Annotated in this window: 12 protein-coding genes; 6 read left to right on the top strand and 6 right to left on the bottom strand. The window is 67.1% G+C overall.

Features of this window, described 5'->3' with window-relative positions:
• The gene (locus IM738_RS18605; RefSeq protein ID WP_236962535.1) at nucleotides 1-1,236 is read right to left on the bottom strand and encodes a sensor histidine kinase; all 1,236 of its coding nucleotides are present in this window, start codon (nucleotides 1,234-1,236) and stop codon (nucleotides 1-3) included.
• A gap of 183 nt (nucleotides 1,237-1,419) precedes the next feature.
• On the opposite strand from IM738_RS18605, the gene IM738_RS18600 reads away from it, so the two are divergent.
• Both IM738_RS18600 and IM738_RS18595 read left to right on the top strand, forming a co-directional pair.
• Nucleotides 1,420-2,091 carry a helix-turn-helix transcriptional regulator gene (locus tag IM738_RS18600; protein WP_236962534.1) on the top strand — a complete coding sequence of 224 codons (672 nt, stop codon included), beginning with the start codon at nucleotides 1,420-1,422 and terminating at the stop codon, nucleotides 2,089-2,091.
• 197 nt (nucleotides 2,092-2,288) lie between these two features.
• Nucleotides 2,289-3,053: a type III pantothenate kinase gene (locus IM738_RS18595; protein ID WP_236962533.1), complete on the top strand. Its 765-nt coding sequence runs from the start codon at nucleotides 2,289-2,291 to the stop codon at nucleotides 3,051-3,053.
• Nucleotides 3,054-3,242: 189 nt separating this feature from the next.
• On the opposite strand, the gene IM738_RS18590 is transcribed toward IM738_RS18595, so the two are convergent.
• Nucleotides 3,243-4,667: a wax ester/triacylglycerol synthase family O-acyltransferase gene (locus tag IM738_RS18590; RefSeq protein ID WP_236966358.1), complete on the bottom strand. Its 1,425-nt coding sequence runs from the start codon at nucleotides 4,665-4,667 to the stop codon at nucleotides 3,243-3,245.
• 256 nt (nucleotides 4,668-4,923) lie between these two features.
• Here IM738_RS18590 and IM738_RS18585 point away from each other — a divergent pair, with 256 nt between their 5' ends.
• Nucleotides 4,924-5,178 (top strand): acyl-CoA-binding protein, encoded by a 255-nt coding sequence (locus IM738_RS18585; protein ID WP_236962532.1) that lies wholly within the window; start codon nucleotides 4,924-4,926, stop codon nucleotides 5,176-5,178.
• Nucleotides 5,179-5,256: 78 nt separating this feature from the next.
• Here the strand turns inward: IM738_RS18585 and IM738_RS18580 are convergent, their stop codons facing one another.
• The 3 genes from IM738_RS18580 to IM738_RS18570 form a co-directional block, all read right to left on the bottom strand.
• Nucleotides 5,257-5,583, bottom strand: coding sequence for a polyhydroxyalkanoic acid system family protein (locus IM738_RS18580; protein ID WP_236962531.1), 327 nt, complete (start codon nucleotides 5,581-5,583; stop codon nucleotides 5,257-5,259).
• Between the two features lie 11 nt (nucleotides 5,584-5,594).
• Entirely contained in the window at nucleotides 5,595-6,668 is a 1,074-nt protein-coding gene (locus IM738_RS18575) for an aminopeptidase (protein WP_442908445.1), read from the bottom strand.
• A gap of 173 nt (nucleotides 6,669-6,841) precedes the next feature.
• Nucleotides 6,842-8,875 (bottom strand): molybdopterin-containing oxidoreductase family protein, encoded by a 2,034-nt coding sequence (locus IM738_RS18570; RefSeq protein WP_236962530.1) that lies wholly within the window; start codon nucleotides 8,873-8,875, stop codon nucleotides 6,842-6,844.
• A gap of 145 nt (nucleotides 8,876-9,020) precedes the next feature.
• Here IM738_RS18570 and IM738_RS18565 point away from each other — a divergent pair, with 145 nt between their 5' ends.
• The 3 genes from IM738_RS18565 to IM738_RS18555 all read left to right on the top strand — a co-directional run bounded on the left by IM738_RS18565 (nucleotide 9,021) and on the right by IM738_RS18555 (nucleotide 12,606).
• The gene (locus IM738_RS18565; protein WP_236962529.1) at nucleotides 9,021-10,169 is read left to right on the top strand and encodes an ABC transporter substrate-binding protein; all 1,149 of its coding nucleotides are present in this window, start codon (nucleotides 9,021-9,023) and stop codon (nucleotides 10,167-10,169) included.
• A 110-nt stretch (nucleotides 10,170-10,279) separates the two neighbouring features.
• Complete coding sequence (locus IM738_RS18560; RefSeq protein WP_236962528.1) at nucleotides 10,280-11,497, top strand: M20 aminoacylase family protein; 1,218 nt, start codon at nucleotides 10,280-10,282, stop codon at nucleotides 11,495-11,497.
• Nucleotides 11,494-12,606, top strand: coding sequence for a M14 family metallopeptidase (locus tag IM738_RS18555; protein WP_236962527.1), 1,113 nt, complete (start codon nucleotides 11,494-11,496; stop codon nucleotides 12,604-12,606). The genes IM738_RS18560 and IM738_RS18555 overlap by 4 nt, the downstream gene beginning before the upstream one ends.
• A 132-nt stretch (nucleotides 12,607-12,738) precedes the next feature.
• On the opposite strand, the gene IM738_RS18550 is transcribed toward IM738_RS18555, so the two are convergent.
• The gene (locus IM738_RS18550) at nucleotides 12,739-13,512 is read right to left on the bottom strand and encodes a tetratricopeptide repeat protein (protein ID WP_236962526.1); all 774 of its coding nucleotides are present in this window, start codon (nucleotides 13,510-13,512) and stop codon (nucleotides 12,739-12,741) included.
• Nucleotides 13,513-13,526 lie beyond the last annotated feature (14 nt).

Raw genomic sequence — 13,526 nt, 5'->3', positions numbered from 1 at the left:
TCAAGCGGTATCGGGTGACGGTTCGGCGGACGTGGGGTGGTGAATGGGCAGGTCGATCGTGAAGGTGGCGCCATGCGGGGGATCGGAACGCACGCTCAGCACACCGTCTGCGGCTTCCACCACGTTTTTGCAGAAGGTCAGGCCCAGTCCGTTGCCCACGGTGTTTTGAAGCGAGAAGAAGGGTTCGAAGACACGCTGCTGTTTGGCCAGAGGGATGCCCATGCCCTGGTCTGTCACCGTGAAACACCCTCGGCCCCGGGACACGTCCACCGTGATGTGCAGGGCGCCGGATTGCAGTGCCTCGCTGGACGAGGCCAGTGAATGCAGTGCATTTTTGATCAGATTCACCAACACCTGGGCAAACTGGGCCCGCGACCCCAGGAAACAGAAGTCTTCCTTGAGATCCAGGGTGACGCATCCGCGTTCACCGGCGGACCGGTAGGGGTATTCCGCCACCACGTCCTGAACCAGTTCAAACGCCATGATCCGCGTGGTCGGTCGGGGCAGGCGCAGCAGCTGGGCATTGGAAATCTGGGTGTCGATCTGCCGGTTCATGCTGCGCACCATGTTCTGCAGCCGGGCCGACAGCTCCTCGAGTTTCTTGCGTTTGACCTCGGGCATGTCGGCCTGCGCCAGACCGCGCAGCACGTCGCCCATCAGGTTCACCGACGCCAGCGGCGTGCGCAATTCGTGCGCCATGACGCCCATGGTGCTCAGGGTGTTGATGAGCCGGGCACGGCGCAGGTTGGCGCCCGACATGCCGAGCATGATGCTCATGACCCAGGCGAAAGACAGCACGGCGAGGTTGTCCAGGTCCAGACCCAGCCATGCCTGGTCGGTCCGGGTGAGTTCGAACAGCACCGCCGCGAGGGCAAACCCGGTCACCGTGCCGAGTGTTGCCAGTCGCCAGTCGGTGATGTGGTAGTAGATCAGGACCATCGAGCAGAGGCTGGCCAGCCAGACCTTGTTGCCCTCGTTCATCAGGTACATCCAGCCAAAGTACAGGGGCAGCTGTGTCCAGAAGATCAGGCCGAACACCCAGATGCTCGTCTTGGCGGTCAGATCGCGGTTCACCCGCTTGAGCAGCAGCAGCAGGCCCATGACGGCCAGGGCGACCCGGACGCTGAAGACCTCGTAGGGCTGCGGCAGCAGGCGCCCCCACAGCCACGCGAACAGGAAGTGCCCTCCGAACGTGAACAGGCCCAGCCACTGAGTCCGCACCGTGGATGGGTGCAAAATAGGTTCCAGAGGAGCGTGGACGACTTCGTCCACCACCCAGCGCCAGAACCTTGCACTGGCGTTGTGAACCCACAAGCGGTCCAGCGGCAACATGTATTCCTTTCAGCTACGGTTCACACCTTTCGCCAGAGCCTCTGGGACGAAGTGGTGCATTGTCCCTTTTGCGGGGTGGTCCCGGTCATGACCTTGCCTGTCAATTTTGACAGCGTGGGGGTCGACGCCATTCTGGCCGATTGGGTCCGTGCGCTGCAGGACCACGGCGTGGAAGCGGTGCTGGTGCTCGGCCCGAACCCGCTGGGCGGTCGCGATGAGCGCGAGGTGCTGGCGGTGCACCCGCCGCGCCTGCTCGGTCCGGCGCAGGCGCTCGCCGAGAGCCCCGACTTCGGCGCCGCCTGGCGCGACAGCGATGCGCCCCTGGTGGCCTGGCAGGACATCTCCAAGTCGGCCTACGCCGAGCAGGCCGGGCGCTGGCGCCGCCTGTGGCTGGCCCACGGCCACCAGACACTGGTGCGCGTGGCGTTCAGCCTGCCGGCGGGCCGGGCCTTCGAGTGTTTCATGTTCAGCCCCCGGGCCTTTGCGGACCGCTCGGAAGCGGCCTCGCTGGCCTGGTCGGCGTTCAACATCTGGCCGATGTTGCGGCGCGCGATCGCTGAGCAGCGCGTGACCCTGAGTCCACGCGAGCAGGAGAGCCTGAACCTCGCGTTCGAAGGGTTGACCGCGCGCGAAACGGCGCTGCGCATGGATTGTTCCGAGCGCACGGTCAACTACCACCTGGCCAACGCCATGGCCAAGCTCAAGACCGACAACAAGCTCTCGGCGGTGCAGCGGGCTTGCTGGATCGGGTTGATCTGACCCACCCCCGCCACGCTGCGCGTGACCCCCTCAAGGGGCAACGCGAGTGGCCCGGCGGAGCCGGTTCCACCGCATCCTGGGGGCATTCACTTCGCGCCGGATGAGCTCTTCAGCTTGCAGGGGTTGCGTGGGCTGTCCGGCAGTGTCCGTGCTGCGCCGCCGCATATTCGGTGCTGACCCTTGTTCATAATCGGACCATGACATTCTTGGCCCTGGACGTAGGCAACACGCGATTGAAATGGGCGCTGTACGACGCACCCCGAGTGGGCGGGCGGTTGCTGGCGCATGGCGCGCAGTTCCTGGAAAACATCGAAAAACTCGCCGAGGGTGACTGGAGCGCGCTGCCGGCCCCCGCCTGGGTGCTGGGTTGTGTGGTGGCCGGTGACGCCGTCAAGCGCCGTGTGATCGAACAAATGGAGCTGTGGGACGTGGCCCCTCAGTGGGTGGTCTCCAGCGCCGCAGAAGCCGGGCTGACCAATGGCTACGATCACCCGGCCCGGCTGGGCTCAGACCGCTGGGTGGCCATGATCGGTGCGCGCCAGCGGCTGTTGCGACAAGGTCCTCCGAGGCCTTGCGTGGTGGTCATGGTCGGAACCGCCGTGACGGTGGAGGCCATCGACGCCGAAGGGCGTTTTCTCGGCGGCATCATCCTGCCCGGCCACGGCATCATGCTGCGCGCCCTGGAGTCGGGTACGGCCGGTTTGCACGTGCCCACCGGCGAGGTGCGCGACTTTCCCACCAACACCAGCGACGCGCTCACCAGTGGTGGCACGTTTGCCATCTCAGGCGCCGTGCAGCGCATGGTGGACAACCTCCAGCGCCATTGCGGCGAAATGCCTGCGGTCTTCATGACGGGTGGTGCTGGCTGGAAGATGGCGCCAAGCATGTCGACGCCCTGCGAACTGGTGGACAGCCTGATCTTCGACGGGCTGCTTGAAATCGCCCGAAACCGTTTCACTTGATCCCCCGCGCCACCTGCGGCGTCACCCCCAAGGGGGCGGCACTGGCGGCCCGGCAAAGCCGGTTCCGCGGTGCCCTGAGTGAAGGTACTTCACGCCGGAGGGGCCGTTCACCCAGGATGCGGTGGAACCGGCTTCGCCGGGCCACTCGCATCGCCCCCTGGGGGGTGACGCCGCAGGCGGCGCGGGGGGTTAGCTGTCCCCCCAGGGCAGCATCAGCGTCACCGCCAGCAACTGGGCGAACTCGGGTTCGAAAGCATCGATGATCTGCTGCGGGTCGGGGCAGAGCGCGCTGTCTGCAATCACGCCGAACTGCACGCCGCCGCCGTAGCTCAGGATCGACACGCCCAGGCCCACGGTGCCGGTCTGCGGCACCCAGAACATGGTCTGCTCCAGCGTGGCGCCGCAGAGCTTGAGCTTGGTCGCCGGCCCCGGCACGTTGGTCATCACCGCCGTCGTCTTGCGGCCAAACAGGCTCAACATGGCGTCTTGTGCGGGTTTGATCAGCAGGCCCGCCACCGACAGCAGCCCGAAGGTCAGCAGTGGCTGCAGGCTGCCTTTGAGGGCGTTCATGCGCGAACGCACCGTGTACACGCGCTCGATGGGGTTGGGCATGCCGATCGGCAGCACCAGCGGAATCAGGCCGAAGCGGTTGCCGAGTTTCCAGGCGTCCTCCATGGGCCGCAGGTTGATCGGCACCATGGCGCGAATCTCCTGGCCCTTCGGGTCGTCACCCTGCTGTTTCAGGTAGGCGCCGATGGCGCCGGCCACGCAGCCGAGCAGCACGTCGTTGACCGAGCAGTTCAAGGCCTTGCCGATGGCCTTGACCTCGTCGAGCGGGATCGGCTGGCACCAGGCCACGCGTTTGTGGCCCTGGGGCTGGCCCTTGAGCCGGGTCGGCGAATCGTCGGGCATGAGGGCGAGCGCGGCGAGGTCGCTCGCGAGCTGGCCACCCATGCGGGCGAGTTCCACGGCCTGGCCCAGCGAGTCGCTGAGCCCCTGTTGTGGCGAGGCGAGCATGGCGAAGGACTTGGCGGCGCCGCCCCCGGCGGCCTCCAGCGCCCGGGCGGTCAGCTCGCCGAACGGGCGGATCAGGGTGTCCGCCACCCAGTCTTCGGCGGCGTCCATGCCGCTTTTGTTCGCTCTGGTTTTGCGCTTCGGTGGGGAGGCCCCACCATCGACCAGGCTCATCATCACACTGATGAGCGCGATGCCGTCGGCGATGCAGTGGTGGATGCGGGCCACCAGCGCCGAGCCGCCGTCGTAGCGCTCGATCAGCTCAAAGCGCCACAGCGGGTGCTGTGCGTCCAGTGGCTCCATCGCCAGCGTGCCCACGCGCGCCTGCAGAGCCTCCTGCTCGCTTTGACCGCGCTGGCGGGTGAGCACGTGGCGCACCACGTGGCGGTTGACCGCGAAATCCGGGTCGTCGATCCAGTGTGCGCCGGCCGCGTCCTGGCGCGCGACCTGCACGAAGCGGCGGTAGGGCAGCAGGCGCTCGCTCACGCGTTCGGTGAGCGCTTCCAGGGTGATGCCCGGGCGCAGGATCCAGACGCCCAAGATCATCATCAGGTTGGTGGCCGAGTCCATGCGCAGCCACGCGGTGTCCACCTTGCTCATGCGCTCGCCTTCCAGTCCCAGCGTGGTTGCCAGGCTCAGGGCCGCGACGGCACGTGGGAGGGGAGGGGCTGCTGCTGGACGCGTCGCCCGGGAAGTGCGCTGAACCATGGGGTCTCCTGCTGCACCGCGTCATGGCGCGGGGTCTGTGGTTGGATGCTGGCGTCTATTTTGCCGGTGGATCCAAACGTAAGATACCGGGCCAGCCCTTAGCCCGGCCTCCCGCCGGCGCCCCCATGCTTTCCACAGGAGCCTCAACATGTCCGATCTGCAGTCCCTTTTCGACGCCGCCGTGGCCAACTCCAAGAACCTCAGCGAGCGCCCGGACAACGCGACGCTGCTGAAGATCTACGCGCTGTACAAGCAGGCCACGACCGGCGACAACACCGAGAAAAAACCCGGCTTCGGCGACATGGTTGGCCGTGCCAAGTGGGATGCGTGGAACGGATTGAAAGGCACTGCGCCAGACGCGGCCAAGCAACAGTATGTCGACCTGATCAGCTCGCTGGCCTGAACACCGCCGCCCGGCGAAGCCGGTTGCGCCGCATCCTGCGATGAGGCATTTCGCGCCGGTGAGATCGCTGCCGGCCCTTCAGGTGGTTTTCTTTTTGGTCGCTGGCTTTTTTTTCTTTTCGGCCAGCAGCTCGTCGAGGTTCTTGACGATTTCGCTTTCGATGCGGTCTCTGAACGCACCCAGCAGGAAACCGAGCTGGGCGTCGAGTTCGAAGTGATCGGCCGAGACCTTGAGCGTGCCTTTCACGCCCGATCGGGTGAACTGCACTTCGTCGCAATCGTCGCCCTCTTCGTAGGCGCAGGCCATGTCGAACTCGGCCTCGGCGTGCTCGGCCCATTTCCAGGCCACCTTGCGTGCGCCGCTCAGGCCCAGTTGGTGGGAGCGCTGAATGTGGATGTCGGCCATGGGTGTCCTGTTCAGTGGGTTGAGGTAGGTCCGGCCCCGGGGGCCAGTGCCTGCAACGCGGCCTGGCGGTTCGTGGCGTTCATGTCGGCCAGCACGCGAACCGCATCATAGAACCGGGCCAGGTCACGGCCCTCGCGCGCGAACAGGGCCTCGAAGGCCGGCACCCACTGGTCGTAGGCAGCCTGCGCGCCGAAGCTGGCGTTGTTGGCTCTCGCCACCCAGGCGTCGTAGCCTTTGTAGCCACCCCAGCCCTGCTTCAGATCCTCGTAGCGCTGGCGGAAAGCGCTCATGGCCGCGGCCTTGCGCTGGCGTTTGGTCTGGTCGTCGAGGCTGGCGTCGTCATAGACCGCCTGCAGCCTTTGCCGCGTGGCCAGTGCGTGGGCCCGAAAGGCCTGCCGGCGGCCGTCGAACTCGGCGTAGGCCCGGCGCGCCGGCTCGTCGGCCTGGGCCAGCCAGCGGGCGCCGCCGATGCGTTCGACCGCTGTGGCAAACGATTCGTTGAAGACCGTGTCACCCGAGGCATAGACCACCTGGTGCGCCAGCTCGTGAAACAGCAGCCGGGCCAGTTCGCCCTCAGGGTAGCCGATGAAGGTGTTGAGCAACGGGTCGCCGCCGGCCCAGTTCATCCAGCCCAGTGTCGAATACGCCGGTACCGGGTAGACCACCGTGTCCATGTTCGATGGCAAGGTCGCCGCAAAAGCCTTGGCTTCGGCCTCGTCGAAATAGCCGCGGTAACCGACACAACCTGCCACCGGAAAACACCACTGGTGCAGCGTGAGCGACAGCTCCGGCGCGGCCACCACGTTGTAGACGGCGGCGCGGCGCTGGAGGTCGGCATACCGCTGGTAGCTCGCGTTGTCGGGCAGGCCCAGTTCGGTCACGGCGAAACGGCGCATGCGCTGAGCCAGCACCAGCTTTTGCTGCAGGGCCGGCGGCGTGGCCGGGTCGTCGATCCATTCCTGCACCGGGCGCGCCGCGTTCATCAGCTTCAGATGACCGGTGACCGACTGCCAGTAGTAGCTGGGACCAGCGTCTGTGGCAGCGCAGCCGCCGACCAGACTCGCCACCAGCAGCAGCGCCAGCAAGCGCCGTGGTCGCCCTCCTGACTCAATGTGAACCGCCAGCGCAGCGATGCCGTCGGAAAACAAACCCCTCAGCCAAAGAAGGGGCGTCCCACCAGCACACGCCGAAGATCCGGCTTCGCCGGTCCCAGGGCGTGGTCCCCCTGGGGGGAAGCCGCGCAGCGGCGCAGGGGGGGTCATCCTCTCTCCACCTCCACCAGGCAGTCATAGAACACCGGGCCCCGTCCCATGTCGGTCAGTTTCTGGCTGGTGAGCTGGTTGACGTTGGTGCCGTCCAGCCCCAGCTTGCGCCACCAGATGCCCAGGCCGTTGACCACGCCGGGTCGGGCGCGTGCCGAGACCTTGGCCTTGCAGCGGTACTCGCCCCGGCCGTTGAAGACTCGCACCGTGTCGCCGCTCTGGATGCCACGCGCCTCGGCGTCCCCGGCGTGCATTTCCAGCAGCGGTTCGCCCTCGATGTCGCGCAGGCTCTTCACGTTGACGAAGCTGGAGTTGAGGAAGTTGCGGGCCGGTGGCGAGATCATGGCCAGCGGGTGGCTCGGGTCGCTGCCGGCCGTCTCGAAGTTGGGCAGGTGGTCGGGCAGGCCGTCCTGGCCCTGCGCGGCGAGTGCGGCGCTGAAGAACTCGCAGCGACCCGAGGCGGTGGGGAAACCGCCTTGTGCAAAGGGGGCGTCGGGCAGGGGCAGGGTGGCGAAGCCGTGTTCCAGCAGCTGGTCGAAACTCACCACCGGGCCGAATGCTGTGCGGCACAAGGTTTCATCGTCGTCGGCGAAGCAGGGTTCGTCGAAGCCCATGCGCGCCGCGAGCGCGCGGAAGATGTCGGTGTTGCTGCGCGACTCGCCCAGTGGCGCGATGGCCGGTTGGTTGAGCAGCACGTCGGTGTGGCCGTAGCTGGTGTGGATGTCCCAGTGCTCCAGCTGCGTGGTGGCGGGCAGGATGTAGTCGGCGTAATCGGCGGTGTCGGTCTGGAAGTGTTCAAGCACCACGGTGAACAGGTCTTCGCGTTCAAAGCCCTTCACCACCCGGCCCGACTCGGGCGCCACCGCCACCGGGTTGCTGTTGTAGACGATCAGCGCCTCGATCTTCGGACCGAAACCGGGCGAGGCCTCGCGCAGCAGGTCGTCGCCGATCGTGACCATGTTGATGGTGCGCGGCGTGCGCCCGGCCAGCAGGTCGGGCCGGTGCAGCGCGGCGCGCTGGACCGGGAAATGGCCCGAGGCCGAGAGCAGCAAGCCCCCCGCCCGGTGCCGCCACGAGCCCACCAGCGCCGGCAGGCAGGCCACGGCCCGCACCGCGTTGCCGCCGCCGCGCACGCGCTGCATGCCGTAGTTCAGGCGGATCGCGGCGGGCTTCGTCGTGCCGTAGGCGCGCGCCAGATCGACAATCTGCTGCACCGGCACGCCGCACACCTCGGCCGCACGCTCGGGCGGCCACTGCAAGGCACGTTCGCGCAGCGCTTCCCAGCCCAGCGTGTGCTGCGCGATGTAGCCGTGGTCCAGCCAGTCGTGGGTGATCAGCTGGTGCATCAGCGCCAGCGCCAGCGCCGCGTCGGTGCCGGGGCGCAGGGCGATGTGCTCGTGGCACTTGTCCGCCGTCTCGCTGCGGCGCGGGTCGATGCACACCAGCCGCGCGCCGTCGCGTTTGGCCTGTTGTGCGAGGCGCCAGAAGTGCAGGTTGCTGGCGATGGAGTTGCTGCCCCAGATGACGATCAGTTTCGCCTCGGCGAAGAACTCGACCTTCATGCCCAGCTTGCCGCCCAGCGTCTGCACCAGGGCCTCGCCGCCCGCGGCCGCGCAGATGGTGCGGTCCAGGTGCGCGGCGCCGAGGCGGTTGAAGAAGCGTGCCGCCATGCCCTCGCCCTGCACCAGACCCATGGTGCCGGCGTAGCTGTAGGGCTGGATGGCCTGCGGGTCGCGTGCGGCGATGGCCTTGAGGCGGAGGGCGATGTCGCTCAGCGCGGTGTCCCAGTCCACGGGCTCGAACTGGCCGCTGCCCTTGGGCCCGACGCGCCTGAGCGGATGGAGGATGCGTTCGGGGTGGTAGGTCCGTTCGGTGTAGCGCGAGACTTTGGTGCACAGCGCACCGTCGGTGTGCCTGTGGGCCGGGTTGCCGGCCACACGCACCGCCTTGGTGTCGACCACGGTGGTGATCAATGAACAGGTGTCGGGGCAGTCGTGAGGGCAGGCGCCGCGCACCGTGCGTTCTTGCATAACTTGGGACATTTGGTACCGGCGAAAGTGTAGGCAGGGGGAAGGGGCTGTAGTACGCTCACGGCCAGTGGTCACAGCTCCTCACACTGAGAAGTGCGAGGCAGCGGGCCGAACACATCAAAAAAAGCATATCAGGAGAAACTGTATGCAACGTCGTCGGGTGATTGCGAGTGTGGGTTCGTTGATGGGTGGTTCTGTTCTGGGTGGGTGGAGCGCCATGGCCCAGGCCCAAAGTGCTGGCGGGAGCGACCGCATTGTGATCGGCCAGTCGGCCCCGTTCACCGGACCATCTGCCCAGCTGGGCCTGCAGTTTCACCTCGGGGCACAGCTTCACTTCGAGCAGGTCAATGCCAAGGGTGGCGTCAATGGGCGGCGCATCGAGCTTCAGCGCCTTGACGATGGCTACGAACCCGAACGCTGTGTGGCCAACACCAAGCAGTTCATCTCCGACGGCGTGTTCGCCTTGTTCGGTTATGTCGGGACCGCCACCAGCCTGGCGGCCTTGCCGCTGGCCAGCGAAGCCAAGACGCCGTTCTTTGCGCCCTTCTCCGGCGCCCAGGCGCTGCGTGAGCCCTTCAATCGCTACGCGATCCACGTCCGGGCCTCGTACTTTGATGAAACGGCGGCCATCGTGCGGCAGGTCACGTCGACGGGCATCAAGAAGCTCGCGGTGTTTTACCAGGACGACGCCTACGGCAAGACCGGACTGGAAGGCGTGCAGCGCGCACTGAAGGCGATGAACCTGGAGACCGTGGCGCAGGGCTCGGTGGAGCGCAACACCAACGACGTGGCGCCGGCGCTGAAAACCATTCTGGCGGCCAAGCCCGAGGCGATCGTGCAGATCGGTGCCTACAAGGCCTGTGCCACTTTCATCCGGCTGGCCCGTCAGCAGGGCTTTGGCGGCAACTTCTACAACGTGTCTTTCGTCGGCACGCAGGCCCTGATGGATGAGCTGGGGGCGGTGGCGAAAGGGGTGGTGGTGAGCCAGGTGATGCCCTTTCCTTATTCGCCGGCCACCCAGCTGTCGGGCGAGTACCTCGCGGACCTCAAGGACAAGCGTGGCCAGGCGCCCAATTACTCGGGCATGGAGGGCTATGTGGCGGCCAAGGTGTTTGTCGAAGCACTCAAGCGGGCCGGTCGCGGTGCCACGCGGGAATCGTTCATCGATGCCATCCACGGCATGCAGGCGGTCAATCTGGGGGGGTTCCCGGTGGATTTCGGCCCACAGAAGCACACCGGCTCGCGCTTCGTGGAGCTCACCCTGTTGACCGAGGACGGGCGCATCCGGCGCTGAAACCCCGGCCCGGCGGGTCGAATGATGGGCGGCGTGCTCGGCCGCGACCGGTCTTGGTTACCATGAGCCTTTGACCCGGGGTGCCCTTTCCCGGGCACCCGGAGGCTCCCATGCAACTGATCGACTCCATCCTGACGCAGGCGGCCGGCATCGCGGCCGTGCGCCGCGACATCCACGCCCACCCCGAGCTCTGTTTTGAAGAGGTGCGCACCGCCGACCTGGTGGCGCAAAAGCTCACCGAGTGGGGCATCCCGGTGCACCGGGGTCTGGGCACCACCGGCGTGGTGGGCATCGTGCACGGGCGTGACGGCGGCGCCTGCGGTCGGGCCATCGGCCTGCGCGCCGACATGGACGCCCTGCCCATGCAGGAGCACAACCACTTTGCCCACAAGAGCCAGCACGCCGGCAAGATGCACGCCTGCGGCCACGACGGCCACACCGCCATGTTGCTGGCCGCGGCACAGCACTTTGCGAAACACCGCAACTTCGACGGCACGGTCTACCTGATCTTCCAGCCGGCCGAAGAGGGCGGTGGCGGTGCGCGCGAGATGATCAAAGACGGCCTGTTCGAGCAGTTTCCCGTCGAGGCCGTGTTCGGCATGCACAACTGGCCCGGCCTGGCGGTGGGCAGCTTTGCTGCCAGCTCCGGTCCGGTGATGGCGTCGAGCAACGAGTTCCACATCGTCATCCGCGGCAAGGGCGCGCACGCCGCGCTGCCGCACAACGGCATCGACCCGGTGCCGGTGGCCTGCCAGATGGTGATGGCCTTCCAGACCATCATCACACGCAACAAGAAGCCGGTGGACGCGGGCGTGATCAGCGTCACCATGATCCACACCGGTGAGGCGACCAACGTGGTGCCCGACAGCTGCGAGATCCAGGGCACGGTGCGCACCTTCACGTTCGAGGTGCTCGACATGATCGAGCAGCGCATGCAGGTCATTGCCGAACACACCTGCGCAGCCTTCGGTGCCACGGTCGAGTTCAAGTTCAAACGCAACTACCCGCCCACCGTCAACCACCCCGCCGAGACCGCGTTCGCGCGCGAGGTCATGGCCGAAATCGTGGGGGCCGAGCATGTGCTGGAGCAGGAGCCCACCATGGGCGCCGAAGACTTCGCCTACATGTTGCAGGCGAAACCGGGCTGCTACGCCTTCATCGCCAATGGCGACGGTGCGCACCGCGAGATGGGCCATGGCGGTGGCCCCTGCATGCTGCACAACCCGAGCTACGACTTCAACGACGACCTGATCCCGCTGGGCGCGACCTACTGGGTCCGGCTCGCGGAGAAGTGGCTGGGGCAGGCCCGGCCGGGGCCAGCGGCATGATCAATCCCCTGTTGGCCTTTGCCACCTCCTATGCGCGCGCCCGCGTCCAGTTTCTGGAAGGCGCCGCCACCGCCGGGATGGCGATCCAGAGCCACAACCACCCGCTGGCGGGGCGCGACGGCGAAACCCTGGCGATGGACACCGCACTGGATGGGTCGCCCGATGACGGGTGCCTGCTGATCGTCAGCAGCGCCTGTCACGGCGTCGAGGGTTTCTGTGGCTCGGGGGTGCAGGTGTTCGCTGCGCACGACGCCGAATGGCGCGCTCATGCCAAGGCAGCAGGCGTCGCCGTGCTCTACATCCACGCGCTCAACCCGCACGGGTTTTCCCACCTGCGTCGCGTGACCCACGAGAACGTGGATCTCAACCGCAACTTCCACGATTTTCGCCAGCCGCTGCCGGTCAATCCGGCCTACGAAGAACTGCACAGCGCCCTGGTGCCGGCCGAGTGGCCCCCCACGGCCGACACCGAGGCGCGCATCGCCCACTACATCGGCCAGCATGGCCTGAACCGCTACCAGGCGGCGGTCTCCCAGGGGCAGCACCACCACCCCGATGGCCTGTTCTATGGCGGCATCGCGCCCACCTGGAGCAACCTGACCCTGAGGCAGGTGCTGCGTCAGCACGCGCAGACCGCGCGGCACATCGCGTGGATCGACCTGCACACGGGTCTCGGCCCCAGCGGCCTGGGTGAGCGCATCTTCGCCGGCCGCGACGATGTGGACGCGATGCGGCGCGCCCGTGCCTGGTGGGGAGGTGACGGACAGACCCCGGTGACGTCAATCTACGACGGCACGTCGACATCGACCCGGCTCACGGGGCTCATGTGCGGCGCGGTGTACGAAGAGTGCCCGCAGGCCGAGTACACCGGCATCGCGATGGAGTACGGCGCCTTGCCCCTGCTGGAGATGCTGAACGCCTTGCGCGGTGACCACTGGCTGCACCAGCACCCCGGCGCGCCGGCGGACCTGCGCACGGCGATCCAGCGGCGCATGAAAGAGGCGTTTTATGTGGACACCGACGAGTGGCGGGCCCAGGTGGTGGTGCAGGCCCGGCAGGCGATGTTTCAGGCGGTGGACGGCCTGCGCCGGCGCTGCGCCAGCGTGTGACACGGGCTGGCCATCAAGGCGATAACTGCGTTGCTTCGCCTTGCCGTGCTGTGGCACTGTCTGCGGCTTCGCGCCTTGTTCTCACTTTGATGGCCAGCCCGTGGGGTCCGGCAGGCCGGCGACTGGACGCGCTCAGCCGCCGAGGTCGGCCCTGACCCCGGCGAGGTAGAGCCGCTCCATCGCATCCAGCGGCTCGAAGGCTTCGGCCCGCTCGCGCAGTTGCGTGGCCCGCGCCAGACCTCCCTCACCCTCCAGCATCATCAGCCCGTTGGCGTATTCGTGGAGCGTGACGGCCGACTGTGGGTTGAGCGCGAGGGCTTTCTCGTAGAGGCCCAGCGCAGCGCTTTTGCGCGCGCCGTGCACCATGCTTCCGATCAGCTCACCGACCTTGTCAATGACTTCCGCGTGGAAGTTGGCCAGCGCCAGGTGGGCGTCGGCGTGGTGCGGGGCCAGCGCGATGGTGGTGTCCAGGGCGTGCCGCACCTTGCTGCCCAGCCCCTTGGCCAGGGCCTTGGCCACGCTCACGCCCTGGCTGTAGCGGCCCAGCGCATAACCTTGCCAGTACCAGGCGCCGGGGACGTCCGGCGCAAGGGCCTGCTGTTGCTGGGCACGCTCCACGGCGCCCAGCAGGCGCTCCAGGCGGACCGGCTCGCTTGGTTCGACATAGGTGGCGTGGATGCACGCGGCCTTGTTGGCCAGGGTGAACCCGGAAGGGCCCAGCGCCAGTGCGGCAAGTGCAGCGTCTTCGAACGCCCCGTTGTGGTACAGCACCCAGGCGTCCAGCAGCGCCACATCGGTGGGCAGCGGCTCGGCGTCGCCTGTGTGCAGGCGGGCCCAGTGCCCGACGATGCTGTCGCGGTGGTGTTGAAAAACACCGGTGAAGGGGCAAGGTGTCCATGAAGGCATGGCGCGTCCCGGGG

This window comes from Hydrogenophaga sp. SL48, assembly GCF_021729865.1.
GTDB lineage: Bacteria > Pseudomonadota > Gammaproteobacteria > Burkholderiales > Burkholderiaceae_C > Hydrogenophaga.
The sequence above is the reverse complement of the archived record's forward strand: the minus strand, read 5'-3'. Positions and strand labels throughout refer to the sequence as shown.

What these genes read in the sequence shown, in the direction of transcription:
- IM738_RS18600 (WP_236962534.1), top strand. Translation starts at nt 1,420, where the DNA reads ATGACCTTGCCTGTCAATTTTGACAGCGTGGGGGTCGACGCCATTCTG.
- IM738_RS18595 (WP_236962533.1), top strand. Translation starts at nt 2,289, where the DNA reads ATGACATTCTTGGCCCTGGACGTAGGCAACACGCGATTGAAATGGGCG.
- IM738_RS18590 (WP_236966358.1), bottom strand. Translation starts at nt 4,667, where the DNA reads ATGAGCAAGGTGGACACCGCGTGGCTGCGCATGGACTCGGCCACCAAC.
- IM738_RS18585 (WP_236962532.1), top strand. Translation starts at nt 4,924, where the DNA reads ATGTCCGATCTGCAGTCCCTTTTCGACGCCGCCGTGGCCAACTCCAAG.
- IM738_RS18580 (WP_236962531.1), bottom strand. Translation starts at nt 5,583, where the DNA reads ATGGCCGACATCCACATTCAGCGCTCCCACCAACTGGGCCTGAGCGGC.
- IM738_RS18570 (WP_236962530.1), bottom strand. Translation starts at nt 8,875, where the DNA reads ATGCAAGAACGCACGGTGCGCGGCGCCTGCCCTCACGACTGCCCCGAC.
- IM738_RS18565 (WP_236962529.1), top strand. Translation starts at nt 9,021, where the DNA reads ATGCAACGTCGTCGGGTGATTGCGAGTGTGGGTTCGTTGATGGGTGGT.
- IM738_RS18560 (WP_236962528.1), top strand. Translation starts at nt 10,280, where the DNA reads ATGCAACTGATCGACTCCATCCTGACGCAGGCGGCCGGCATCGCGGCC.
- IM738_RS18555 (WP_236962527.1), top strand. Translation starts at nt 11,494, where the DNA reads ATGATCAATCCCCTGTTGGCCTTTGCCACCTCCTATGCGCGCGCCCGC.
- IM738_RS18550 (WP_236962526.1), bottom strand. Translation starts at nt 13,512, where the DNA reads ATGCCTTCATGGACACCTTGCCCCTTCACCGGTGTTTTTCAACACCAC.